The 25,785-nt window shown below is 38.9% G+C and carries 28 protein-coding genes; 18 read left to right on the forward strand and 10 right to left on the reverse strand.

The features are described from left to right. Window positions 1–509 precede the first annotated feature (509 nt). Window positions 510–1,829 carry a PQQ-dependent sugar dehydrogenase gene (locus EYS08_RS11200; protein WP_131030119.1) on the forward strand — a complete coding sequence of 440 codons (1,320 nt, stop codon included), beginning with the start codon at window positions 510–512 and terminating at the stop codon, window positions 1,827–1,829. A 54-nt stretch (window positions 1,830–1,883) separates the two neighbouring features. Beyond that, window positions 1,884–3,962, forward strand: coding sequence for a TonB-dependent receptor (locus tag EYS08_RS11205; RefSeq protein WP_244215930.1), 2,079 nt, complete (start codon window positions 1,884–1,886; stop codon window positions 3,960–3,962). 55 nt (window positions 3,963–4,017) lie between these two features. Here EYS08_RS11205 and EYS08_RS11210 read toward each other — a convergent pair whose 3' ends face one another. Beyond that, a complete protein-coding gene (locus tag EYS08_RS11210) occupies window positions 4,018–4,188 on the reverse strand; it encodes a single-stranded DNA-binding protein (protein WP_131030120.1) in 171 nt (56 codons plus the stop codon). 360 nt (window positions 4,189–4,548) lie between these two features. Between EYS08_RS11210 and EYS08_RS11215 the strand changes: the two genes are divergently transcribed. The 5 genes from EYS08_RS11215 to EYS08_RS11235 all read left to right on the forward strand — a co-directional run bounded on the left by EYS08_RS11215 (window position 4,549) and on the right by EYS08_RS11235 (window position 7,302). Then, the gene (locus EYS08_RS11215; RefSeq protein ID WP_131030121.1) at window positions 4,549–4,887 is read left to right on the forward strand and encodes a n-acetylglutamate synthase; all 339 of its coding nucleotides are present in this window, start codon (window positions 4,549–4,551) and stop codon (window positions 4,885–4,887) included. A 108-nt stretch (window positions 4,888–4,995) separates the two neighbouring features. After that, entirely contained in the window at window positions 4,996–5,544 is a 549-nt protein-coding gene (locus EYS08_RS11220; RefSeq protein WP_131030122.1) for a MepB family protein, read from the forward strand. Window positions 5,545–5,624: 80 nt separating this feature from the next. After that, entirely contained in the window at window positions 5,625–6,464 is an 840-nt protein-coding gene (locus EYS08_RS11225) for a methylated-DNA--[protein]-cysteine S-methyltransferase (RefSeq protein WP_131030123.1), read from the forward strand. 5 nt (window positions 6,465–6,469) lie between these two features. Further along, a complete protein-coding gene (locus EYS08_RS11230) occupies window positions 6,470–6,718 on the forward strand; it encodes an Ada metal-binding domain-containing protein (protein ID WP_131030124.1) in 249 nt (82 codons plus the stop codon). Beyond that, the gene (locus EYS08_RS11235; protein ID WP_131030125.1) at window positions 6,694–7,302 is read left to right on the forward strand and encodes an alpha-ketoglutarate-dependent dioxygenase AlkB family protein; all 609 of its coding nucleotides are present in this window, start codon (window positions 6,694–6,696) and stop codon (window positions 7,300–7,302) included. The genes EYS08_RS11230 and EYS08_RS11235 overlap by 25 nt, the downstream gene beginning before the upstream one ends. Window positions 7,303–7,569: 267 nt before the next feature. Here EYS08_RS11235 and EYS08_RS11240 read toward each other — a convergent pair whose 3' ends face one another. Beyond that, window positions 7,570–8,358: a hypothetical protein gene (locus EYS08_RS11240; protein ID WP_131030126.1), complete on the reverse strand. Its 789-nt coding sequence runs from the start codon at window positions 8,356–8,358 to the stop codon at window positions 7,570–7,572. Window positions 8,359–8,618: 260 nt separating this feature from the next. Here EYS08_RS11240 and EYS08_RS11245 point away from each other — a divergent pair, with 260 nt between their 5' ends. The 7 genes from EYS08_RS11245 to EYS08_RS11275 all read left to right on the forward strand — a co-directional run bounded on the left by EYS08_RS11245 (window position 8,619) and on the right by EYS08_RS11275 (window position 12,746). Then, a complete protein-coding gene (locus EYS08_RS11245) occupies window positions 8,619–9,092 on the forward strand; it encodes a response regulator transcription factor (RefSeq protein WP_131030127.1) in 474 nt (157 codons plus the stop codon). Window positions 9,093–9,209: 117 nt separating this feature from the next. Beyond that, entirely contained in the window at window positions 9,210–9,752 is a 543-nt protein-coding gene (locus EYS08_RS11250) for a DUF4199 domain-containing protein (RefSeq protein WP_131030128.1), read from the forward strand. 54 nt (window positions 9,753–9,806) lie between these two features. Further along, complete coding sequence (locus EYS08_RS11255; RefSeq protein ID WP_131030129.1) at window positions 9,807–10,157, forward strand: DHCW motif cupin fold protein; 351 nt, start codon at window positions 9,807–9,809, stop codon at window positions 10,155–10,157. 49 nt (window positions 10,158–10,206) lie between these two features. Further along, on the forward strand, window positions 10,207–10,710 hold the full coding sequence (locus EYS08_RS11260; RefSeq protein ID WP_244215931.1) for a DinB family protein: 504 nt from the start codon (window positions 10,207–10,209) through the stop codon (window positions 10,708–10,710). Window positions 10,711–10,749: 39 nt separating this feature from the next. Next, window positions 10,750–11,274 carry a GNAT family N-acetyltransferase gene (locus EYS08_RS11265; RefSeq protein ID WP_131030130.1) on the forward strand — a complete coding sequence of 175 codons (525 nt, stop codon included), beginning with the start codon at window positions 10,750–10,752 and terminating at the stop codon, window positions 11,272–11,274. Between the two features lie 76 nt (window positions 11,275–11,350). Beyond that, window positions 11,351–11,749 (forward strand): META domain-containing protein, encoded by a 399-nt coding sequence (locus tag EYS08_RS11270; protein ID WP_165456427.1) that lies wholly within the window; start codon window positions 11,351–11,353, stop codon window positions 11,747–11,749. A gap of 73 nt (window positions 11,750–11,822) precedes the next feature. Beyond that, on the forward strand, window positions 11,823–12,746 hold the full coding sequence (locus EYS08_RS11275) for a YihY/virulence factor BrkB family protein (RefSeq protein WP_131030132.1): 924 nt from the start codon (window positions 11,823–11,825) through the stop codon (window positions 12,744–12,746). A gap of 160 nt (window positions 12,747–12,906) precedes the next feature. On the opposite strand, the gene EYS08_RS11280 is transcribed toward EYS08_RS11275, so the two are convergent. Together EYS08_RS11280 and EYS08_RS11285 are read right to left on the reverse strand one after the other, a co-directional pair. After that, entirely contained in the window at window positions 12,907–13,497 is a 591-nt protein-coding gene (locus EYS08_RS11280; RefSeq protein WP_057932575.1) for a porin family protein, read from the reverse strand. Between the two features lie 12 nt (window positions 13,498–13,509). Then, entirely contained in the window at window positions 13,510–13,806 is a 297-nt protein-coding gene (locus EYS08_RS11285) for a hypothetical protein (RefSeq protein WP_029277458.1), read from the reverse strand. A 133-nt stretch (window positions 13,807–13,939) separates the two neighbouring features. Here EYS08_RS11285 and EYS08_RS11290 point away from each other — a divergent pair, with 133 nt between their 5' ends. Then, entirely contained in the window at window positions 13,940–15,094 is a 1,155-nt protein-coding gene (locus tag EYS08_RS11290) for a tetratricopeptide repeat protein (RefSeq protein ID WP_131030133.1), read from the forward strand. On the opposite strand, the gene EYS08_RS11295 is transcribed toward EYS08_RS11290, so the two are convergent. The 5 genes from EYS08_RS11295 to EYS08_RS11315 form a co-directional block, all read right to left on the reverse strand. Continuing rightward, window positions 15,091–15,552, reverse strand: a complete 462-nt coding sequence (locus EYS08_RS11295) for a DUF4268 domain-containing protein (RefSeq protein ID WP_131030134.1) — start codon at window positions 15,550–15,552, stop codon at window positions 15,091–15,093. The genes EYS08_RS11290 and EYS08_RS11295 overlap by 4 nt on opposite strands. Window positions 15,553–15,732: 180 nt before the next feature. Then, entirely contained in the window at window positions 15,733–18,381 is a 2,649-nt protein-coding gene (locus EYS08_RS11300) for a glycoside hydrolase family 78 protein (protein WP_131030135.1), read from the reverse strand. A gap of 165 nt (window positions 18,382–18,546) precedes the next feature. Further along, on the reverse strand, window positions 18,547–19,131 hold the full coding sequence (locus EYS08_RS11305) for a riboflavin synthase (RefSeq protein ID WP_116250110.1): 585 nt from the start codon (window positions 19,129–19,131) through the stop codon (window positions 18,547–18,549). 126 nt (window positions 19,132–19,257) lie between these two features. Continuing rightward, window positions 19,258–20,769 carry an acetyl-CoA carboxylase biotin carboxylase subunit gene (gene accC, locus EYS08_RS11310; RefSeq protein WP_131030136.1) on the reverse strand — a complete coding sequence of 504 codons (1,512 nt, stop codon included), beginning with the start codon at window positions 20,767–20,769 and terminating at the stop codon, window positions 19,258–19,260. 102 nt (window positions 20,770–20,871) lie between these two features. Next, window positions 20,872–21,894, reverse strand: coding sequence for a threonine aldolase family protein (locus EYS08_RS11315; RefSeq protein ID WP_131030137.1), 1,023 nt, complete (start codon window positions 21,892–21,894; stop codon window positions 20,872–20,874). A gap of 220 nt (window positions 21,895–22,114) precedes the next feature. Here EYS08_RS11315 and EYS08_RS11320 point away from each other — a divergent pair, with 220 nt between their 5' ends. Further along, window positions 22,115–22,975: an N-acetylglucosamine kinase gene (locus tag EYS08_RS11320; RefSeq protein WP_131030138.1), complete on the forward strand. Its 861-nt coding sequence runs from the start codon at window positions 22,115–22,117 to the stop codon at window positions 22,973–22,975. Between the two features lie 178 nt (window positions 22,976–23,153). On the opposite strand, the gene EYS08_RS11325 is transcribed toward EYS08_RS11320, so the two are convergent. Beyond that, window positions 23,154–23,843 carry an NUDIX hydrolase gene (locus tag EYS08_RS11325; protein WP_051692040.1) on the reverse strand — a complete coding sequence of 230 codons (690 nt, stop codon included), beginning with the start codon at window positions 23,841–23,843 and terminating at the stop codon, window positions 23,154–23,156. Between the two features lie 111 nt (window positions 23,844–23,954). Between EYS08_RS11325 and pfkA the strand changes: the two genes are divergently transcribed. Together pfkA and EYS08_RS11335 are read left to right on the forward strand one after the other, a co-directional pair. After that, window positions 23,955–24,941, forward strand: a complete 987-nt coding sequence (gene pfkA, locus EYS08_RS11330) for a 6-phosphofructokinase (RefSeq protein ID WP_131030139.1) — start codon at window positions 23,955–23,957, stop codon at window positions 24,939–24,941. 1 nt (window position 24,942) lies between these two features. Then, a complete protein-coding gene (locus tag EYS08_RS11335; RefSeq protein ID WP_131030140.1) occupies window positions 24,943–25,785 on the forward strand; it encodes a hypothetical protein in 843 nt (280 codons plus the stop codon).

The following is a 25,785-nucleotide window of genomic DNA, read 5'->3' on the forward strand; positions in this document are numbered from 1 at the left end:
GCCTGTAACCAAGAAAAAGCTACCTGAACTTCAGAAAGAGTTTAGCGCCTTCTTTTTAGAGCGGAGGAGAATTATGGAATTAAGTCAATGTTAAATAAAGACCAGAAACAATCCAGGTTTGAATTAGAAATGATTTAACAAAATTTAACTAAAAAATTAGGTGTAATGCCGTAATTTAGTTTTAACTAATCGTTTTCAAATTAACAACTGGAAAATTTATGCTCAAATTCCTCCTCTTCTCTCCTATAACACTAAAAGTGCATCAACTTTTTGGTAATCGGCTTTTTGCTGCTCAAACAACACCTCAATTTTAAAAGAATTATATAAAAGTACTTCCCTGTTAACCATAACATTGAACCAGGGAAAATAATATGCGCTCTCCAGGAAGGTACTCAAGGGTACTTTCCTTTTATTATTTTATAATGATCTTTTGTGCACAGGGCAAACCATCTGACCGTTTTTGATGTTATATTTTTCTGAAACTAATTCCTTTATCAAAACGGGTTAACATGAAAAATAGAATTTTCTGCACAGCAATACTTTCATCCATTATTCTTTTCGGATGCCAGTCTGATTCAGGTTCGAAAAAGCAAGGAGAAGATACAACACTTACTACTAAAAGCGGAACCATAGATTTACCTGCACCCGATACCAATGCAGCCAAAAATAAATTTAGCAAGGTTATCGATTGGCCTGAAGGTAAAACACCCATTGCCCCAGGTGGTTTTGTGGTAACCAGATTTGCTTCAAACATTAAAAGTCCGCGCAATACTTATATTACCCCAAATGGGGATGTACTGGTAGCGCTTTCTAATTCGGAAAGGAGTACTGCAGAAGCGGTTGCCAATGCAGTAACCGGCAAAGCTAAATCTGAAGTACCCGGTAAAAGTGCCAACACGATTTTACTATACCGCGATGAGAATAAAGATGGCAAGCCCGAAACTGTTACCACTTTTTTGAACGGGCTCAACCAGCCTTACGGAATGCTGATTATTGGCAATTCATTTTATGTAGCCAATACCGATGGCTTGTGGCAATATCCATATAAAACCGGCGAGACCAAAATCACCGCTACTGGCAAAAAAATCCTGAGTCTCCCAGCCGGTGGATATAACAATCATTGGACGAGAAATTTAATTGCCAATATGGATAAAAGCAAAATTTATATTACCGTTGGGTCGGGGAGTAATGTTGGTGAAAATGGAATGGAAAATGAAGTAAGACGGGCCAATATATTAGAAATCAATCCAGATGGGACAGGTGAGAAAATTTATGCAAGTGGTTTGCGTAACCCCGTGGGAGTAGATTGGGCGCCAACTACAAACATACTTTGGACGGCTGTAAATGAACGCGATGGATTGGGGGATGATCTTGTTCCCGATTATATTACCAGTGTTAAACCCGGGGCCTTTTACGGATGGCCGTATTCTTATTTTGGTCAAAATGAAGATCCCCGCTTAAAAGGTAAACATCCGGAGCTGGTTAAAAAAGCAATTGTACCTGATGTTGCAGTAGGTGCGCATACCGCCTCTTTGGGCTTAGCTTTTTACAAAGGCACAAAATTCCCTCAAAAATATCAGGGAGGTGCATTTATAGGTCAGCATGGGTCGTGGAACCGCTCTGCCATTTCCGGATACAAAGTTGCATTTGTGCCCTTCAAAGATGGAAAGCCAGCAGGCAAACCAGAGGATTTCTTAACTGGTTTTGTGGCTGATGCTGATAAGGCCGAAGTTTATGGCAGGCCTGTCGGTGTTACTTTAACGCCCGATGGAGCATTACTGGTTGCCGATGATGTTAGTGGCATAATTTGGAGGGTTGCTGCTAAATAGTTTACAAAATAACCACAGGTTAGCAGAATATGCGTTAAATTTATCTGCCAATCTGTGGTTAAACTATCAATTATCATTCTATTGAAACAGAACCTTACCCTACTCTTGACTTTATTTTCCTTTACCGGTTTAGCGCAAACGATAAAACCCGATTCGACCAAAAAACTCGAAGAAGTTACCGTTAAAGGCTATTACAACTCGCATTCATTATTAAGGTCGGTATCAGCCGTAACTTTGATTGATAGCAATTTAATCGGAAATCAGCAGAGCAGTTCCTTAGTGAGCACTTTAAATACTGTTCCTGGCGTAAGAATGGAAGAACGTTCGCCGGGCAGCTATCGTTTATCGCTTCGTGGCAGTTTACTCCGATCTCCTTTTGGTATTCGAAATATTAAAATTTACATTGATGATTTCCCCTTAACTGATGCAGGTGGAAATACCTACCTAAATGCCTTAGATGTTTCTGCGGTAGGTATGATGGAGATTTATAAGGGACCGGAAGCCAGTATTTTTGGTGCAAATACAGGTGGTGCTATTTTGATTAATCCTCCCAGGATAAACCACAATGAAATTAATATTTCAGCTATTGGCGGTTCTTATGGTCTTTTGCATCAAACGGCATCAATCAAACAGCAATATAAAAAGTATAGTTTCAGCTTTAGCGAAGGATATCAGAGAAGCGATGGGTATCGGCAAAACAGTGCAATGGGTAGAAAATACTTTCAAACACTGCAGCAATGGAATTATAGCAACGCTGGCAGTTTAAAGGCTTTTGCTTTTTACAGCGATTTAAACTACGAAACACCAGGTGGATTAACGGCTGCGCAATTAGATCAAAACCCTAAACTGGCCCGTCCGGCAACACCAACACTACCTGGCGCCATTTCACAGCAAGCTGCCATTTACAATAAAACCATTTTCGGGGGAATATCCAATTCGTACCAGATCAATAAACACCTAAAGCATGTTATTGCTTTGTTTACCTCGTATACCGATTTCAAGAACCCGTTTATAACTAATTACGAAAAGCGCTACGAAAGTACGCTTGGATTAAGAACATTTTTAGAATACGCTCAGGCAAAAGAAGACATTAAATTTAATGCTCAAATAGGATTAGAAAGTTCTGCTACCAAAAGTCAGATTAAAAACTTTAATAACAACAGTGGGGAAGCTACCTCCATGCAAGCTTCAGACCGCTTAAAAGCTGGTCAGGATTTTGCTTACTTCAGATTAAACTTCGACATCAACAATAAATTTCTGATCGAACTTGCATCGAGTTTAAACTTTTTTAGCTACGACTATGAAAGCTACTTCCCTGCAACAATTGCAACAAAAGAGCGCAAGTTTAATACCCAATTTATGCCAAAGGCCGCATTATCTTACTTAATCGCAAATGACTTCTCTGTCAGGGCTTCTATAAGTAAAGGTTATTCAACGCCCACCATTGCAGAAGTGCGGTCGTCTGATAACAACATCAACAATAACCTGCAAGCAGAGTCAGGCTGGAATTATGAACTGGGCTTAAGGTATAAAACAGGTAATAACCGTTTTTACGCCAACGGAAATATATTTCATTACGAGTTAAAAAATGCTATTGTAAGAAGGCTAAATCAAAATGACACTGAATATTTCATAAATGCAGGCGGAACCAAACAAGAAGGAATTGAGCTGGAAACAGCCTTATGGATCATCAAAAACAATACTTCATGGTTAACAGGATTACAGCTAAGAAGCAATTATACCTGGAGCCAATTTAAATTTGAAGATTTTGTAAGCGGCACTAGCAATTATGCGGGTAACCAACTTACCGGTGTTCCAAAAAATATATGGGTTAATAGTCTCGAATTTAACTTCAAGAAAGAACTTTACCTCTTTGCTCAACACAACTACACCTCAGCCATTCCGCTAAATGATGCCAATACCACCTTCTCTAAAAGATACCATCTTCTTGAAGTAAAAGCCGGAATAAAAAACCTAAGGTTAAGCAGAACCCGTCTTGATTTATTTGCAGGCTTAAACAATCTACTAAATATTGATTACAGCTTAGGCAATGATTTAAACGCCGCAAATGGGAGGTATTTTAACCCAGCGCCAGGAATTAATTTTTATACGGGCCTCTCTATTCAATTGTAATCTTTAAATCGCATCATATAAATTGAACATCTATATGATGCGAGTATGCTATAAGCTAAAAGGCTTCTTGTTTTTCTCTTTCCCTGATGATCACATCACTAACTACTATTTCTATTGCATAGCGTTTTTTACCGTCTGTACCATCATAAATATTTGTTTGTAACCTGCCTTCTATAGTTAAGCCTGTACCCTTTTTAACCTGAGTTTCGGCAATTTTGAATACCATACTTATAGTTATGAAACCCAGAATGCGAATACATACATTTTCTGCTATGAATGCGGTTATTTAATTTTAGGTGAAGACAGGTACTTGCTGGTAAAAAAAGAGGAAAAGCTGTAGTTGGCCTAGCTCAAAATACTTTGGTTTGCTAGTGTTATTTCCAGTATAAAAAGACACATATAATCTCCCCGAAAATTTCGCAGAAAGCGCTGATTTGTAATTTATTCAGCGTTAATCTGTGTGATCAGCGGGAAATTAATAACCATTATACAGTTAACTTATCACTGGATTTAAACACCTAAAATTTGTAGAAGGCTAAGCGTATGATTTTTTTATTCAGGAATAGATAGCTAGTTTTATCAACTTATGATCAACTATAACAATAAGCTTTTTAAACCGATAAAGAACACAGAAAATGGTGAAACATCAAACCAAACCGTTTTTAAATATAAACAAACCGGAAATATCCTTACTGCTGAATATACAGGCGGAAAAATTATTTTTGGTCATTTGATTGGCTTAGTTGATGAAAAAGGCAACATCGAAATGCGCTATCACCAGGTAAATAATCAAGGTGAGCTCATGACCGGAATCTGCCATTCAAAGCCAGAACAATTAGCCAATGGCAAAATCAGACTTCATGAAACCTGGCAGTGGACATCGGGAGATAAATCGAAAGGGCAATCAATCATCGAAGAACAATAGAGGCTTGATTGGTTAAAGCTAAAAGCGGTGCTTTTTCTTTTACTAAAACATCAAACACAAGCCCCCATTTTTGCCTATTTTTTTTCATCCCTTATAATATATGTCAGTATGCCTCCAAAAGAAAATCCCATAAATCGAATACCGTCTATATTACGAACCGCATTCAACTTAGTTTACAGCCCGCTTGATTATCAAATAAATAACCTGCAAACAGAAAGTGAAAGTCAGGAATATGCAGCCTGCACTTTTGAATTAAACAGGTTAAAAATCAAACATCGCCTTTCTAAAATCACCCCAACTAAAACCGGGCAATTTGTAAGCATATGGAAGCGGAATGAAGCAGGAATTACTACTCCGTTTAATGATCAGGATGATTTTGACCTGTTAATAATATCTGCCAATAGTGTTGACCGATCTGGCCAGTTTATTTTTCCAAAAGCCATATTGGCACAACATCAAATTATTACCAAAAATGGAATAGAAGGCAAAAGAGGGATTAGGGTTTATCCTCCCTGGGATACAGTAACAAATAAACAGGCAGAGAAAACCCAACAGTGGCAAGCGCCTTATTTTCTTCGGATTGACGTTAATGAAAATATCGACCTGGGAAGGGCGAAGAAATTAATCGGCAATGGAATTAAACAAACAGAATTTTAAAATCCCGGTTAAACTTAGCAAGTTTCGGGTAGTTTACCCTTTCTTTCCAAACTACTTTTGGATATAAATTATTCAAGGCCATGAAAGCACAAGAAGAAATCAATTTCAATCGTATAGCTGAAGCCATTAGCTATATCAAGGCGAATTTTAAAACACAGCCTGGTTTAGAAGAAATTGCAGAGAAAGTAAATTTAAGCCCTTTTCATTTCCAAAGATTATTTAGCGAATGGGCCGGCACTACCCCTAAGCGTTTTTTGCAGTACATCAGCATTGGTTATGCCAAAGAAATGCTGAAAGAAAACCAAAGTTTATTCGATACCGCATTGGAAACCGGTTTATCAGGAACCAGCAGGCTGCACGATCTTTTTGTAAACATTGAAGGGATGACACCGGGAGAATATAAAAACGGCGGCGAAAACCTCCACATCAATTATAGTTTTGCAGAAAGTCCGTTCGGTAATATCATTGTTGCCAGCACCTCAAAAGGAATCTGCCATATCGCTTTTTATGACGACGAAAACATTGCTTTGGCGAATTTGCAACGCCAATTCCCAGCAGCTCAATATCAGCAGATATTGGATAAAGAACAACAAAATGCTTTATATATTTTCAGTCACGATTGGAGCAAATTGCACCAGATTAAACTGCATTTAAAGGGTACTGATTTTCAATTAAAAGTTTGGGAAGCTTTGTTAAAAATCCCTATGGGTAAATTGGCTACTTACGGCAACATTGCCAAACAATTACAAAATCCTAGCGCATCCAGAGCGGTGGGCACGGCAATTGGAGATAATCCGGTAGCGTTTCTCATTCCTTGTCACCGGGTAATACAATCAAGCGGTGCCTTGGGCGGCTACCATTGGGGAGTGAACAGAAAAACAGCCATAATTGGTTGGGAAGCCGCAAAAACTAATGTTTAACCCGTATGATCAAACATGCAGATATTTCTACGGAAGAACTCAAAAAACACTTTAAAAACAAAGATATTTGCCTTGGCGGAAATGCCCGATTGAAGATTTACGGATTACTTAAATGCAGATCGGGAAAGCGGATAAAGAAAGAAAACCGTGTATTTTTCCGTTCTGTAGATGAAGCGCTTCAACATGGCTATCGTCCTTGCGGGCATTGCTTAAAAACAGCATATAAACAATGGATTTATTCAACACCACAATAGATGTTAACCAAAATCTGCTCCCGTACGGAGGAACAGTAAATTATTATGGCAAATTATTCGAGGTATCGGAAGCCGATCATTATTTTGATGTACTGATGAATACCGTTGAATGGAAGAATGATGAAGCTTTTATTATGGGCAAACACATTATCACCAAACGAAAAGTAGCCTGGTATGGAGATGAAGCCTATTCTTATACCTACTCCAATAAATCGAAAATGGCCCTACCATGGACAAAGGAATTACTGGAGTTAAAAAAAATATCAGAGAAACAAACAGGTACCGCATTTAACTCTTGTTTACTTAACTTATACCACAATGGTGATGAAGGAATGGCTTATCATAGTGATGATGAAAAGGCGTTAGCAAAAGATTCTGCCATTGCATCATTAAGTTTCGGTGCAGAACGAAAGTTTCTTTTCAAACACAAAAAAACTAAAGAAACGGTAACCTTATTTTTAGAAAATGGAAGTTTATTGGTGATGAAAGATGAAACACAAACCAATTGGCTGCACCGCCTTCCACCAACCAAAAAAGTAAGTAAGCCACGGATAAACCTAACCTTTAGAACAATGGTTGTTTAGTTTAAATGGGTTTAGATATTGTCATTGCGAGAAGGCTTTTTCAGCCGACGAAGCAATCTTTATAACAAGGATCACAAGTATGAAAGATTGCTTCGTTATTCCTCCTGGAAATGACGACCTTTCTATTGGAGTCTGTTAATGGTAACCTGTCGAAGGACAAATATTTTTGTCTCCGACCAATAAAAGTCTTCGACAGGCTTAGATTGACAACAATTCTAATTGAGTTAAGGCATAGTATTACCCCGGCCAATAAAATTTCAAAAAATCTTAGTGTTTAAACTCCTTAATATCTACAATGCGGTCATCATCAGCATTTTTCTTTAAGAAAGATGTTCCATTTGCATTCGTTACCCAGGTATAATCTCTTTGAATGTTCCCAACAAGGGTTTCAGGTTCATTTATTAATGCTGCTGGCAATTGCAGGTTAAAAGTTTCGCCCGTTGCCGTATTTACCTGGTACAAAGAATTGGCGGTTAAAAAGGCTAATGTGGTTTTATCGCTAGAGTACATAAAAAATTTCCCCTGGATACGTTCATCAGGGTTTTGTCTCTTAATAGGATAAACCCTTGAATTTATAGTTGTGATAAAAAAATCGTTATTCACCAAAATATTACTACGTGTTAATTCCTCTAAACCGTTTGTATATTTTTTATCTTCAGCACCTTTTGATGGTTTATTCAAGCTCACCACTTCGGTTTTTCCATCATTAACAGCAATGATATAAAACGGAGCCATTTTACCTGTTTCATTAGCAACCTGTACTAACACAGCTGTTTTTTGTGTGTTGATGAATGAAGCAACAATAAATTTCTGTGCAGCGGCATTTGGGGCATCGTCAACAATAATAGTGGTATCTTTATATTGAATGGCGAAGCGATCGGCTGCTGCCACAGCACCAGAATCTGTTTTTACGATAGTAAGTACATTTTTCTTCGATTTTGGGAAAACATTAAAATCGTCACTGGCAGCAAAAGGTCTTGCCTTGTAGGCTTTTTCAGATTTACCGCAGCCAAATAAAACAACGGAAAGTAAGAGTGCATAAAGCGTAATTTTCATAGGTATAGCTATTTATTTTTTTGCTAATTTATAATCTTTATTGCGCTTATTTTATCAAAGTCACCAGAAAATTACCGCATCTGCTTAAAAAGTGCAACAGATTGTATTTTATGCTGATATTCAGCTATCTATTAATTATAAAGACCACAGCCTCTGGTATTTGCTTCTCCTTCAGATTCAAACTCCTTCCCCTCTGTGTTTTGGTGGCAGAATTTGACTACTTCAGACTAAATTCCTTATTTTTGATTAACAGATAACCAATGGCAAACACATCAAATTTTTTCGCTAAAAATAAAAGCGTAATCTTATATGGGGTTTTCCTGGCTGCACTATTGTTTTTGCTGAAGTGGCTTGAACTTCGTTTCATGATCATCGACCATGCGTTCGAAATTTATGCTGGTTCGATAGCCGTTATCTTTACAACTTTAGGCATTTGGCTCGCGCTTAAATTAACCAGGCCCAAAACCATACTGATCGAAAAAGAAATTTTTACCGGGAAGCCTGAAACATTTATCCTCAACGAAAAAGAGCTGACAAAACTCAATATCAGTAAAAGAGAGCTGGAGGTTTTGCAGCTCATGTCTGCAGGTTTAAGCAACCAGGAAATTGCGTTAAAGTTATTCGTTTCTTTAAACACCATAAAAACACACAACGCCAGGCTTTTCGAAAAACTGGAAGTTAAACGCAGAACACAGGCTATAGAAACAGCCAAAAGACTCAGTATTATTCCTTAATGGACTAACACATTGGTATTAAAAAACAACCGATCTGAAAAATCACCCTAAAGTATGAGGGTTAAAAAAAATAATCGAAGCAATTTTGTGGTGTAAATCTTTTAAAATTATAAACAGATGAAAAAGAACGTAATTGTATTTGGATTAATCGCCGGCTTAATTGTATCAACCTTGATGGTGCTCTCTATGGCGAGATGTTATAGCGACCCGAACCTTGAGCACAGCATGCTTATCGGCTATGCCTCAATGGTATTGGCTTTTTCCTTTATTTTTGTCGGGATAAAAAACTACCGCGATAAATACAACGATGGATTAATCACTTTTGGCAAGGCATTTAAAATCGGGGCATTAATCAGTTTAGTAGCTTCTACCATATATGTTATTGTCTGGTTGATTGATTATTACGTATTTATGCCCGATTTTATGGATAAATATGTTGTCCAGGCACTTAGAGAAGCCAAAGCAGCTGGTGCATCGGCAGCTGAGCTGACAACTAAGACAAAAGAACTGGCTTCCAGTCAGGAAATGTATAAAAACCCAGTCATGGTAGTTCTATTTACTTATATGGAAATACTGCCTGTAGGGATATTGATCTCATTGGTAGCAGCACTTATTCTGAAAAGAAAACAAGGCACTCCATTAGGTGTAAAAACCGCTTAACATACCTGTTAATCTGATCTCCTTTTATTAATTTTAAGCCATTAAAAAACAGCTATGTATACGATACCCTTTACCAATATAGATTGGAGTCAGATAGAAAAAGTAGAATACCCTGGCGAAACAGGCACAGCAACATGGCAAACCTTAAACCTGGACGGCTTAAGGATCAGGATTGTAACCTATTCTGCGGGCTACCTTGCCGATCATTGGTGCCAGAAAGGCCACATTGTACATTGTTTGGCAGGTAGCTTTGTAAGTGAAATGGAAGATGGAGCAACATTCGCGCTTAGCGCGGGGATGACATATGTGGTTTCTGACGATTTAAGTTCGCACCGGTCAGTATCACAGGAAAGCGTGAAACTTTTAATCATTGATGGCAGCTTTTTAAAACCAAAAGGCACTTAAAGTGATTTATTAAGTACCACCCCATTTCGCAGTTATTATAAAAAATAAAATGATGCTGGTTAAATCACTTTTGGGTGAATTTCTTCATGAAGCAGAAAACACCCGCAAACTTTTAAATGCAATACCAAACAGTGCTTTGGATTTTATACCCTCAGCACATTCCTGGACTACGGCCCAATTGGCATCGCACATTGCTGAAATCTACGATTGGTATCCCGGAACTTTCCATGGTAACGAATTTAACATGGATACCTATAAGCGTGACGAGGTAGATATCAGCGATATCGAAAACATTATTGGCAAATTTGAACGGGCCTTTAACAGGGCCAAAGAAAGTATCGAATCGGCCACCGACAAAAGCATGTTCGAAGACTGGAAAATGACCGCTGGAGGTAAAACGGTTCTCCAGCCCATGCCAAGGATCCAGGTAATACGGGGATTTTTAATGAACCATATTTATCACCACCGTGGCGAAATGATTGTATACCTGCGTTCAACAGGGAATAAGGTACCAAGTATGTACGGGCCCATTTACGAAGACAGTCTTAGATAAGGTTCACAAATTATCTTAATTTTGAACAAAAGATTATAAATGAAGATTTTTGCCGAAACCGAACGTTTAATTTTACGCGAATTGCTACCTACAGATGCCGAGGGCATGTTTGAAATGGATGGTGATCCTGAAGTGCACCTTTACCTGGGCAATAATCCTGTAAAATCAATCGAACAAAGTATCCCAGAAATCGAATTTATCAGAAAGCAATATATCCAAAACGGTATTGGCAGATGGGCTGTTACCGAAAAAGCAACAGGTAATTTTGTAGGTTGGTCGGGCTTAAAACTAATTAAAGAATCTACCAATAACCATATTAATTATTACGATCTGGGCTATCGGTTCAGTAAACGGTTTTGGGGCAAGGGCTATGCTACAGAAGCTGCAGCGGCGGCACGAGACTATGGTTTTAATGAACTAAATCTGCATGAAATTATTGGCATAGCAGATATCGATAACCTGGGATCTATCCATGTTCTGGAAAAAGTGGGTTTAAAACGGATCTCTATTTTCGATTACCATGACATAAAACATCACTGGATGAAGATTGAAAAGCCAGTTTAGCGCTTTCAAAAAGCAATTTTGTCTTTTTATGGTTTAGTTTTTGATGTTAAAAAGGAAATCATTTAAACCTTACATTATGAAACACCTAATCTTCTGTGGAATGCTGATCTTATTATTGAGTTCTTGTAAAGAAAAATTAGACCCGGCAAGCTTTAACAATACCAAATGGGAGTTAACTGAACTATCTGGCTTAACATTACCAAGCACAGCAAAAGCAACCCTAAACTTTGCAGACAGTCTGAAAGTCAGTGGAAAATCGTTTTGTAACAATTACGGCGGTCAGGGAGAAATTGCAGATAATAAAATAACCGTTAAAAATGTTTTTGGTACAAAAATGTTCTGTCAGGAAACTGATGCAGCCGAACGCGCTTACTTACATGCCCTTAATCAGGTTAATGGTGCTAAAATAATTGATAATAAGCTGCATTTGTTAAATGGCGATAAAACCTTACTGGTTTTCACCAAAACAAACTAGAATCTTTACATGCATAAAAGGCTGAATAAAGTATTTTTACTATTTTCGGCCTTTTGAGTTTAACGCAGGAGTAATGCCATCGATAACAGAAGATCTGAAGTTTTTTTTCTCGACCATAAGAAAAGCATTTAATTTATTTCAACAGAATGATCCCTTACGCCTGGCTGGCGCTACTGCTTTTTTTACCAATTTCGCCTTACCCCCAATATTAATTATCCTGATCAGGCTGTTTGGTATGTTTACCGATAGACGTTTATTGGCTACACACCTTTTCGAACGCCTGGCCAGTATTCTCGACAATGAGAGTATTTTACAGATCAGAACTACATTAAGAAACATCCGGGGTATTGATCAGGCCTGGTATGTTACTTTGTTCAGTTTTATATTTTTCCTTTTTGTAGCTACCACCCTATTCAATGTGATTAAAAACTCTTTGGAGCAGATCTGGAACATTGGCCAAAAAGATAAAAAAGGGATCATCAATACCCTTAAATCGAGGGCGATATCCGTTACGATTATCTTATTTGCCGGCATATTATTTTTTATCGGTTTACTGGCCGATAGTGTGCAGGCTTATATTGGTGCCTATCTAAAAAACGGTGCTCCTTCTTTCGAATTGATTTTGACTTCCATAATCAACCAATTGGTTTTTGTAATCATCGTTACCACCTGGTTTACCATACTTTTTAGGTATTTAACAAACGGGCGCCCAACCTGGCGGGCGGCAATTTCCGGCGGCCTGTTAACCGGATGCCTATTTACAGCAGGAAAATATATTTTAAGGATTTTATTGCCACTGAGTAACATCAGCAACATTTATGGATCAGCAGGTTCAATTATTGTAATTATGCTTTTCGTATTCTACTCTTCGTTGATATTTTATTTTGGTGCATCTTTTATTAAAGCGCTCAGTATTGGCAGAGCAACCCCCATTATACCCAAAAATGGATCGTTTGCTTATGAGCTTACGGAAGTTGACCTGGAAAAAGAGGATTAATAAGAAAGGGAGATAAAATTGATTTTATCTCCCTTTCTTATTAATTAGGTTCACTTAACTAGTAGTATCGTCATGCTGAACTTGTTTCAGCATCTATCATACTAAAAAAGACCCTGAAATGAATTCAGGGTGACGCATCGTAGGAAATAACCAACTAAAATTACAAAATCCTATAACCTAAGCCAACTGTAAATAAGTTTAACTTAGTGCCTGGATAACCTGCTTTATTGATTTTAGATAATCCAAGTTCGTAACGTGCATCGAAGCTTAATTTTTTAAGGTCTAAACCTGCTCCAAACTGCCAGGCCAAAGCCTGATTTTTAAAGTCGGCCCTAAAAACGCTCCCTGCTGCCTGACCAAAACTTTGATTTTCATCTAATATTAATGAAAACATCGGTCCGGTGTTTAAACGGAGGCCAATACCAGCAGCACCAAACTTAGTACCTACCAATAATGGCACATCTAAACTTGTAAAACGCACTTTATTTACTTCTCCCGTTGACTCACTTACCAAATCTGCTTTTTTGCCCGACACATAAAGCTCTGGCTGGAAGTAAACACCTGCAGCACCTACCCTGGCCCAAAGGCCACCATAAAAACCTGCGCGGTTGTTACTGTTAAAAGTATTTTCACTATCAAATTTCGAAAAATTTGCACCAGCTTTAATGCCCAGCTGGAAAGATGGCAGTACCTGTGCGCTGGCGAATAAGCCAACAAGCAAAAAGGCAACGGTTAAAGATAAAAATTTCATATGCGATTAATTTTAGCTGGTGGCGTTGTTAATGGCTTCTTGTTCTTTTAAAGCATCAACATTGTTTTTATCACCAAAGTTTTGTGTTTTACCTGCAAAGTAATCTAAAATTCCCGAGATAGTATCTAAGTTATCAGCTAAATTTTGATGAATATCCGGTAAATCTTTTTCAAGGCGATTATCGCCCAATTCGATATTATCGACTTCAATTTTACCAATTTTCTGAATAAGTGCCTGCTGAGAGTTTTGCAAATCTTCCAATTCACGCACGATCTTTTCCATTAATTCAAACTTCTTTAAAGTATTCATAGGTCTTATTTTTTAGTTCAACTATTCTGTATAAACCCCTTAACCCCTATTTTGTTTTATTTGCCCAATCTTTTAACAAAACAGATTTGGAAATACCGAAAACAACTAATAAATTAGTTTAAAATTAACAATTATGAAAAAGCTTCTAATATTTTTGTCCTTATTTAGCTTAGGTTTAGCAGGCTACACACAAAATACAAGCGCTGTTGACAAGGAGAAGCTTTTCGATTTTTATCAGACCCAGCGTTATGGCGATGCTGCTCAATACCTCAAGGGTATTTATAGAGAAGAAGTGAACGATTTCAAAACCCTCAGCCAGATTGGCTATTGTTTTTTAATGGCTGGTAATAATGTAGAAGCCGAAAAATTTTATAGTAAAGCTTATACGCTGCAGCCACAAAACCTGCCTATTCTTTTCAGTCTCGGTAGTATCAACACCAAAAGAGGTAATACTGAAAAGGCCAAACTGTATTACGGTGAAATTGTGAAAATAGACAGTAATAATTTTAATGTGTACAAACTGCTGGCTAATTTGTACAGTTCTCCAAAGGATGATTCACTTAAACTCATCTACCTCTTGAAGGCTAATCTGATCAATCCGTTAGAGGGCGATGTTGCTACCGATCTGGCTGAGGTGCATGCTGCTTATCAGCAATATGAAAAAGCTTACGATGTACTTAATATTGCCATTAAGGGAGATAGTGATAATCTCGTGCTGCAAAGAGCGAAACTTCCCATTGCCAACCAGCTTAAAAAGTACAGCGAAGTAATTGCATCAGGAGAGAAACTGTTGAAAGATGGTGCCGACGCAGGGGTGATAAAAGATGTTGCAAAAGCTTATTATTATACCAGGAAGTATCAGAAAGCGATTGATCTTTTTAAACAATTGGAGGTAGCAGCGATGGAAAATGAGGCTACGCTATACTATACATCACTCAGTTATCGCGCTTTAAAAAATTATCCGCAGGCGGCTATTTATACTAGGAAAACTATAGACGAAGCTATTTCACCCAATACTTCAAGCTATTATTCTTTATTGGGACTGGTTTATGAAGAAAACAACCAACTCACATTGGCAAACGCCGCTTACAAAAAAGGTCTGCAATTTAAAGCAACAGCAACTTTATATTATCGCTTGGCCGTATTTTACGATACCCGTTTAAAGCAGGAAAAAAATGCACTTAAATATTATAACCTTTATTTAAAAAGCAAGCCCAGCTTAACCGATGATAAAGAAGAAATTAAATTTTCAAAGGATAGAATTGCGCAGCTAAACCTTACTGATTAAACCAGATCCTCGAAAACAGGTTTTACATTGTCCCAAAATTCATCTAAGGCAATTATTCTGGGTTTAAAAAACGAGATTAATGTAGGCCAGTGCTGTTGATTAAAGATGCTCACTCCCGTAATGCTGATCGAAATCTGTGATACCGTTTTACCAAAATCATCAGTTGCATCTTTGATCCAGTCCCACTCTTCGTTTATGGTATTGGTAAACAGGAGCTTAAACTCTTCAAACTGTTCGAAGATGAGATGCCTGATATCAGTATCGGGATGCGACAGCTGAATGCTGATAAAGGCTTTTTTACCATCAACATCCATTTTAAAGAAGATATTCTTCACACCCGTTTTGTAGTTCGTCCAGTTTACGGTAGAACCACTTGCTGAAGGGACGGGTTTCATATATTGCCCGAAACTGATCCAAAACTGTTGGCGCAGACGGGCTGCTTCTTCTTTACTGTACATTTATCTTTTTACTGCATCTCACAGAGACCTTATCATTATTAAACTAAACCGTCATTCCCGCGCAGGCGGGAATCTTAAAGCTAATTGCATTAAGATTCCCAATCAAGTTGGAAATGACGACCCTTCGAAAATTTAAAATAGTGACACAATCTCTTTTAACGAAGCTGCAATTATAAGCGATTAATATTTATATTCAAAATGATAGCTACCTGAGCCTATTTCTTCTTTTTTATCAGTTTTCGGCAATACTACGGTAGCGGTTGCATTGGCCGGAACGGTTACGTCGAGTTTAAAAAACCCATCTGCAATTGTCCACGATGATTTAACAGTACCATACACCGTCTCCAGTTCTGCCGATGCGCTGGTTAATTTCCCTCCTGGTCTCGGTGCAATTAAAATGGTTTTGTAACCTGGTTGTGCTGATACCGGATTAATGCCGGCAATATTTTTATACATCCAATCGCCGATAGCTCCGTAGGCATAATGGTTAAAAGAATTCATATCAGCCGTTTGGAAAGACCCATCCTGTTTAATACCGTCCCAGCGCTCCCAGATGGTGGTTGCTCCCATTTTAACCGGATATAACCACGAAGGGTAACTTTCCTGCAGTAACAGATTGTAAGCTACATCTTCGTGTCCAAAGCGGCTTAATACGTGGCAAAGGTATGGCGTGCCCAAAAAACCTGTAGTCAGGTGGTTTCCGTAATCTTTTACATTATCAACCAATCTTTGTGCAGCCTGTGCACGTAAGTTGTCAGGCAGCATATCAAACTGTAAGGCCAATACATATGCTGTTTGGGTGTTGGAGATCAACTTTCCATTCGGCGTCATATTTTCTTTGATATAAGCCGCTTTAATCTGCTCCAATAATGCATTGTATTTGGTTACATCCTCTGTTTTGCCCAATACCTTTGCTGCATTTATAAGCAACTGTGTAGAATGCGCATAAAATGTTTGGGCAATCATATACTTGTCCGTCACCGCGGCACGGCCATCATTATCATCATTAGGACGGTAAAACAACCAATCGCCAAAGTGAAAACCGGTGTTCCAAAGATTGTTCTTCGCCACTGAAGAAATATAATCAACCCACTTTTTCATACTGCCATACTGCGTTTCCAATATGCCTTTATCTCCATACGAAACATACATATCCCAGGGGATAATAGTGGCGACATCGGCCCAACCAGCAGAACCTGCGTCATTTTGGTTCAGCACATTTGGAACAACAAAAGGAACGCTGCCATTAGGAAGCTGATCTGCAGAAACATCTTTTAGCCATTTGGTAAAAAAGCCCGATACATCCATGTTATATGCAGCTGTTGTGGCAAATGCCTGTGCATCACCCGTCCAACCCAAACGTTCGTCTCTTTGCGGACAATCTGTTGGCACATCAACAAAATTTCCTTTCTGTCCCCATGAAATATTGTGCTGCAGTTGATTTAGCAAAGGGTTTGAAGTCGTGAATTTTCCGGTGGTTTTCATATCCGAATAAACAGCTACGGCGGTAAGGTTTTCCAATTTTAGTTCGCCAGGGTACCCATCTATTTTGACGTACCTAAACCCCTGAAAAGAAAAATGAGGTTCGAATACCTGTTCGGTTCCACCTTTTAAAATATAATTGTTCTGCTGTTTTGCCGACCGGAGGTTAGTGGTATAAAAATTTCCTTCTTTGGTTAATACCTCAGCATGGCTAATGGTAATTTTGCTACCTGCTGCACCTTTGGCTTTTAACATTACCCAGCCCACTAAGTTCTGCCCAAAATCAACCACGGTTTCACCTTTTGGGGTCTTAAATATTTTTAAGGCTTTAAACGTTTCGTGTTTGCTTACCTGCGGTCCGCTCATCCCAACCAGCTTTTCCGGGCCCTTGGCGAGTTCCTGCACAGGTTTCCAGGAAGTGTTTTCTTTAAAGCCAGTATTACTCCAGCCTTGGGGCTCTAAACGGGCATCGTAGGTTTCTCCGTCATAAATATTGGAGGCAAGTATTGGCCCATAACCTGTTTTCCAGCTGTTATCGCTTATAATGGTTTCTGTGGTTCCGTCAGTATATTTTACTTCCAGTTGTATCAATAAAGCTCTGGTATCGCCATAAAATTGTTTTTGATTACTAAACCCGATACGTCCTTTGTACCAGCCATCGCCTAACGAAACACCAATTACATTGGCCCCTTTCTTTAGTGATTGCTTAACATCGTAAACCTGATATTGAATATGATCTTTATAACTTGTCCACCCTGGTGCAAAATAAGCGTTGCTAACCCGTCCGCCGTTAATATTGGCCTCATACAAACCCTTAGCAGTTATGTAAGCCATTGCAGATTTTACATCTTTTTTCAGGTTAAATTCTTTTCTGAATAGTGGACTGGCCAGCGAAGTATCTTTTCCTATTACCGAAATCCATTTTGCACTCCAGTCTTCAGGTTTTAAACCTGTTTGAAAAAACTGAACCGGCGACCATGCAGATGTATTTCCGTGGTTATCTTTTACCCTAACCTGCCAGTAATATTTGGTTTTTGAGGATAATCCGGGGCCATCATAGGCAATCAATACCGATTGATCATCTTTTACCGCAGCCTTCCATAAAACTTTATCAATATTTGCTGTTGTACCCAGTCTGATTTCGTAACTGCGCTGTTTGGTGTTTTTTAGATCCGAAACAATTTTCCAGCTAAATCTGGGTTTTGGATTATCAATACTAAAAGGATTTACTAAATGCTCAACGGTGAAATCTTTTACCGAGATTTTCTGTGCTAAAACATTCGTTGTAAATAAAAGAAATAAGGCAAGGGTAGTTATTGTGCCTGAGGTACAGGAATTCTTGTTCATATTGGTTAGCGTTAATTTTTAGTCTTAACTACACGATAATCAGAAATATTATTTAACCAACCGTCCTGTACTGTTATGAAAAATTAAGCGTTAGCACAACGGCAATAATTTAATAAAACACCACTTATCAAACTAACAACAACAAACGAGCAACAAAAATAAAGATTATCGATTCATTAACCGGGCAACATATTTGCCTATAATATCGAACTCTAAATTTACCGTATCGCCAACTTCAACTTCCTGTAAATTGGTATGTTCGAAGGTATAAGGGATGATAAATACTGAAAACTCGTCCGCCTGAGAATTTACAACAGTTAAGCTGATACCGTTTACACAGGCAGAACCTTTTTCTACTGTTACATTTCCGGCCGAAGCATCGTATTTAAAGCGGTACTCCCAACTTCCATCCAGTGCTTCACGTTTCACGCAAACAGCAGTCTGGTCTACATGCCCCTGCACAATATGACCATCTAAACGGGCATTCATCTGCATGCAGCGCTCAAGGTTAACTTTACTGCCTACTTTTAAACCATCGAGATTGGTTTTGTTTAGCGTTTCATCTATAGCGGTAACGGTATGCGTTCCATCATTTAAAGCCACCACTGTCAGGCACACTCCATTATGGGCTACACTCTGGTCGATTTTCAGCTCATGGCTAATTGCAGAAGAGATGGTAAAGTGGATGTTGGTATGATCGTTTTTAATGGCAGTAACTTCGCCAAGCGTTTCTATAATTCCTGTGAACATTTATAATGTATTTTTTTTACATCGTCATTCCCGCGCAGGCGGGAATCTTAATCCCCCATACAAATCCTACCGAGGGATTACGATTCCCAATCAAGTTGGGAATGACGATCGCGCTAAATCTATTCTTTAATATTTCAATCTATTTTTTCTCCAATCGGAGCTATTTTTAACTGCTGCACCACCCAACTCCACTTCCTTTTTATCAAACAGTTTTGCAGCAATTACCGCGGCAATTAAGGCTTCTGTTTCATCCTGTACCTTTAAGTTTTCTGGCTTAAAGTATTTACCTACAAAATGCGTATCGAAATTACCCGTTTTAAAAGCCTCGTGCTGCATCACAAATTTACCAAAACCTAAAGTAGTTTCTATCCCCGTAATATCATATTCTTCAATTGCTCTCACCATTCGAGCAATCGCTTCTTCCCTATCTTTCCCATAAGTGATCAGTTTGGCGATCATAGGATCATAATAAATCGGGATTTCCATGCCCTGCTCAAAGCCATCATCAACCCTTACTCCATTGCCTTTGGGCGTATTGTAAGTCTGCAAAGTACCAATATCAGGCAGGAAATTATTGGCCGGATCTTCTGCATAAACTCGAAGTTCTATAGCATGTCCACTAATTTTCAAATCCTCCTGTTTAAAACTAAGTCTTTCGCCTGAGGCTATTTTCAGCTGTTCTTTTACCAGATCTATACCTGTAATTAATTCGGTTACGGGATGTTCTACCTGCAATCGGGTATTCATTTCCAGGAAAAAGAAATCGAGGTTTTCGTCCAAAATAAACTCAACAGTACCTGCACCGCTATAATTAACCGAACGGGCCACATCTACTGCGCATTTACCCATCTGCTGCCTGATTTCTTCGGTTAAAACCGACGAGGGTGCTTCTTCTACTACTTTTTGATGACGGCGCTGAATAGAGCATTCCCTTTCAAAAAGATGAACAATATTGCCATGGCTATCGCCCAAAACCTGTATTTCGATATGTCTCGGCGAGGTAACATATCGTTCGATAAAAACAGCCCCATCACCAAAGGCCGAGGTAGCCTCACTTACCGCAAGCTGCATCTGTTCTTCAAAATCTTCAGCCCGCTCTACAATACGCATACCCTTGCCCCCGCCACCTGCAGCAGCTTTGATCAATATGGGGAAACCAACTTCGATGGCACGCTGTTTTGCCTCTCCTACATCCTGAATGGCTTCTTCCGTTCCAGGAACCATCGGGATGTTATATTTTAATGCTGCCGCCTTTGCTGAAAGTTTATTGCCCATGGTTTCCATGGCTTCTGGCGACGGACCGACCAAAATCAACCCTGCATCGGCAACTTTCTGTGCAAAACCTGCATTTTCAGACAAAAAACCATAGCCTGGATGAATGGCCTCTGCGCCGGTTAATTTACAGGCTTCGATAATCTTCTCTCCTACCAGGTAACTTTGGTTGGATGGAGCCGGCCCGATACAAACCGCCTCATCAGCATAACGTACATGCAGCGCATTACGATCTGCTTCTGAAAAAACAGCAACTGTTTTGATGCCCATTTCCTTCGCAGAGCGCATAATGCGCAAAGCGATTTCGCCACGGTTAGCGATTAAAAGTTTAGAGATTGGGGTTATGAGTTTGGAGTGGTTAGGCATTTGGCTAGACTTATAATCTTATTAAACCGGACTATTGACCATTAACTATTTAACTATTGACTAAAAACTTCGGACTTCCGTCTCCGGGTCTCCCGACTATACCTACAAATGTAATATTATTTCGATAGCCTGATCGATCATTTCTGCACTCAGATCCAGGTGTGTAACCAAACGGATTGTACTTGCACTGGTGGTATTGCAATGGAGTCCTTTTTCTTTCAATTGATGTACAATTTTCTCTGCCGAACCTTTTTCTACTTCAAAAACAACAATATTGGTCTCAACAGGCATTACCGATTTTACATATTTTGCCATGGCCAGTGCATTTGCCAAAGCCTGCGCATGGGCATGATCGTCTTTTAAGCGTGTTACATGATGATTGAGCGCATAAATGCCAGCAGCAGCCAAAAACCCTGCCTGGCGCATGCCTCCGCCAAAAGCTTTTCTAATTTTCCGGGCTTTATGAATCATTTGCTTGCTGCCCAATAGCACAGAGCCAACTGGTGCACCAAGTCCTTTAGATAGGCAGACCGAAATCCCATCAAAATATTTGCCGTACTCGCCTGCCTCATCGCCTGTAGCCACAAGTGCATTAAAAATACGCGCACCGTCTAAATGCAGTTTCAATCCTTTTATATTACAGAGGTGATGGATCGGGGCAATCTGTGATAAGGTATAGCAGCTTCCGCCACCTTTATTTACTGTATTTTCCAAAACAACCAAACTGGAGTTGGGGTAATGGATGTTATCTTCGTTAATTTCAGGTTCAATCAGTTCTGGTGTCAAAATTCCGCGTTCACCATACAACAATCTTACCGATGCGCCCGAGTGATAAGCAATGCCGCCAATTTCGTAGCGGTAAACATGTGCGGTCTGATCGCAGATCACCTCATCCATGGGCTGGGTAAAACACTTGATCGCAATCTGGTTGGTCATCGTTCCTGACGGGCAAAATAATCCAGCTTCCATATTAAAGGTCGAAGCCAGTTTTGTCTCCAACGCATGCACCGTTTCATCTTCACCAAAAACGTCGTCGCCCACTTTTGCATTCATCATGGCATCTAACATTCCGGCAGAAGGTTTGGTTACCGTATCACTCCTGAAATCTAAAAATCTGTTGTTCATTTCGCTATCTGGTTGTAAAATATTGTTGATGTTAAAAAAAAAGACCAATGCCTTTCCTGGTATAATTTTAAGGTTTTTCGGCGATTAAACGCCCTATATAGTGTATTTTTTACACACTTAATTTTCGACAACAACAAATTGTTAAAAAATTATTAAAAAAAAGGATACAAAATATAAGACTTTTTATACTTTTATCGTGCTAAAACCAAAAATAAATAAAATGATAGTAATTGCAGACGGCGGATCTACCAAAACAAATTGGTGTTTGATTAACGAGGCCGGCAGAAAAATTTACTTTAACACCGAAGGTTACAATCCATATTTTTCAAAAGGAGAGTACATTGTAAAGTCTTTGAATGAGACTCTTCCAGACCACTTGGAAAGAGAGAAATTAACAGCAGTTTATTACTACGGTGCCGGCTGTTCAACACCTGCAAATGTTAAGATTGTGGCTGATGCCATGCAACAGATCTTTACCAATGCAACCATTTTTGTAGGTCATGATTTACTTGCTTCATCTAGAGCACTCCTTGGAAACGAGCCAGGATTTGCAGCTATTTTAGGCACAGGTACAAATTCATGCCTTTATGATGGATCTGAGATTACCATGAACATCGATTCATTAGGTTATTTCCTGGGTGATGAAGGTAGCGGTTCGTACATCGGTAAACGCATTTTAAGCGATTACATGAAAGGCTACATGCCGAAAGGGCTACGTGAAGCTTTTTACGATAACTACGCTTTAACCAACGAAGATATTTTCGATAACATTTATAACAAGCCACTGCCAAACCGTTTCTGCGCAAGCTTTAGTAAATTCTTATACGATTTTAAAGATAACTACGAAGATTATGCTTTTGCTACCATTGACTATGCTTTTACTGCATTTTTCGAAGCATTGGTAATCCACTACCCTAACTATAAAGACCACAAATTAAACTGTGTGGGTTCTGTAGGTTATAGTTTCCGTGATATTTTAAGTATCGTGGCCGACCGTTACGAAATGGGCGTAGGCAAAATTATCCGCTCACCTATAGATGATCTGGTACATTACCACCTGGAGCTAGCCCCTAAGGTTTAGTTGGGAGTTTTCAGTTTGGAGCTTCCCAGCCCGGAATCTTTAGTCCAGAGTCGTATAAAATATAATACACAAGCAAAAAATCCCCGATTTAAATTCAAATCGGGGATTTTTTTTATATAACAAGTTTAATTATTTTTTGCTTTCTTTCAACTCTCCGCTTCACGCTTAAGGCTCTCCGCTAGAACGAGATCTCCTTCCCAAAAAGTTTAGCGTATTTTCGCTTATCAAAACGGTACAAAGTAGCCGCACGGTAAGAAACACCTTTTTGTTTTTCATCAAGCTCTTTTAGTACACCAAAACTCACAATTTTCTTTCTAAAGTTCCTCTTATCGAGTTTTTTACCCAAAACCAGCTCATAAACATGCTGCAATTGTGTTAAGGTAAATTTCTCTGGCAGGAGTTCGAAAGCAATTGGCTGGTGTTTAATCCGGCGTTTTATTTTTTCTAACCCTTTATCGTAAATTTTCTGGTGATCGAAAGCCAGTTTAGGCAGATCGGTAATCGGCAGCCAATTGGCCCGTTTAGCATAAGTACTGATGGGGCGTAGTTCTTTATCACCGCCCAAACGGATCAAAGCATAATAAGCCAAAGTAATTACTCTTCCTTGCGGGTGCCTGTGCGGATCGCCAAAAGCATAATACTGCTCCATGTAAATACCGCGCAAACCGGTAAGTTCGTACAAAATGCGAGAGGCTGATTGATCTAAACTCTCATCAGGACCAACAATGTTACCGGGCAGTGCCCACCAATCTTTAAACGGTTCTTCATTCCTTTCGATCAGCAGGATTTTTAATTCCTTACCATCAAATCCAAACAAAACGCAATCTATCGAGAATACAGAATCTAAATGAGGTAAAATTTGTTCCAAAGTAAAATTTAGTTATTTTAAGCAGATAAAGGTATGACTTTCAATATTAAGTAAAAAAAATAAAATAAATTACTTAGTGTAAAAAATACACACTATATTCGTATTATAAAGATGGAGCCAAATATAAAAAATATAGCCGTATTAACTTCTGGAGGCGATGCCCCTGGAATGAATGCTGCAATCAGAGCTGTTGTACGTACCGGAATTTACCATGGCATTAACATGTTTGGTGTAATGCAAGGTTACCAGGGTTTAATTACCGACAACATAAAACCAATGGACGCCCGTTCTGTAAGTAATATTTTACACTTGGGTGGTACCATATTAAAAACTGCACGCTGTTTAGAGTTTAAAACAGACGAAGGTCAACAGATTGCCTACAATAACTTAAAGAAAAACGGTATTGATGGACTAGTGGTAATCGGTGGCGACGGAACATTCACCGGAGCGAAACGTTTTTCGGAAACTTTTGGAGTTAAGGTAATCGGTATACCGGGTACAATTGATAACGACTTAGTTGGATCTGACTTTACCCTGGGTTACGATACTGCGATTAACACAGTAATCGAAGCGATCGATAAAATAAGAGATACTGCCGATGCGCATGACCGTTTGTTCTTTATAGAAGTAATGGGCCGCGATTCGGGATGTATTGCATTAAGAAGTTCGATTGCCAGTGGTGCCGAAGCTGTTTTGTTACCTGAAAGAGAAACCAGCGTTAACGAATTGATTAATAAACTGGCCTTAGGCGCAGCTACAAAAAAATCATCGAGTATTGTTATTGTGGCCGAAGGTCATAAACAAGGCGGCGCTTATGATATTGCTAAAAAGGTAAAAGAAACTTTTGATCATTACGATACCAAAGTAACCATTCTTGGCCACCTTCAACGTGGTGGTAGCCCAAGCAGTTTCGACAGAATTTTGGGCAGTCGTTTAGGTTTTGCCGCAGTAAATGCGTTAATTGCAGGCCAAACGGAGCAAATGGTAGGCTTAAAAGGAAACGAAATAAAATTAACCAGCATAAGAGAGGCTTTAACCGCTCATTCTTTTAAACTCGAGCCCGATTTAATGGAAATGACAGAGGTACTTTCAATATAATATGGTAGCAGTTGTTTATAGCGGATCGAAAACAGCATTTTGGAAAATAACACAAAATGGACAGGTAGTGGCACATTGCAATACTACTGGCTTAAACCCCTGCTTTGTTGATCCAAAAATGATCTTACAGATCTTAAACAAAAAAGTTGCTTTGGTTAACAATGCAGAAAACATAAAGAAAATTTATTTCTTTGCAGCCGGAGCATCATCAGCAGACAGAAAAGAGGAATTGGCAAAAACCCTTGCATCATTTTTCAAATACAGCAAAATTGTTGTAGAGAATGATTTATTCGGTGCCGCCAAAGCCGCCTGTTATGATCGGCCTGGTATTGTTGGCATGTTGGGCAGTGGTGCACATTGCGCTTACTTTGATGGAAAAAAGCCAGTAAACAATAACTTTGGATTAGGTTACATCTTAGGCGACGAAGGTTCTTCAAATTACTTTGGAAAAATACTGCTTAGGGAATTCTTGAGCCTTAAAATGCCTAAAGACATTGAAACCAAATTCACATTGACCTACAATCTAGACCGCCCTCAAATATTAGAACGCATTTACAATAAGCCGCAGGCGAATATATTTTTAACCTCATTTTTTGATTTCTTTACCCAAAACAGCAAACACGAATATATCCGTAAGCTGATTGATGGAGGATTTGAAAAATATATCGAAACTTATGTTTTGCCGATGGCAGAAAAATACAACGACCGGGAGATACATATTGTAGGTAAAGTAGGTGCCGAGCTCGAAGACCGGTTAAGGTTGGTAGCAGGCAGATACGACATAAAAATTAAAAGCATTATTAAAGAACCAATACAAAATTTATTAAAACATTACATTAATTAA

It is taken from the genome of Pedobacter kyonggii (assembly GCF_004310665.1).
GTDB lineage: Bacteria > Bacteroidota > Bacteroidia > Sphingobacteriales > Sphingobacteriaceae > Pedobacter > Pedobacter kyonggii.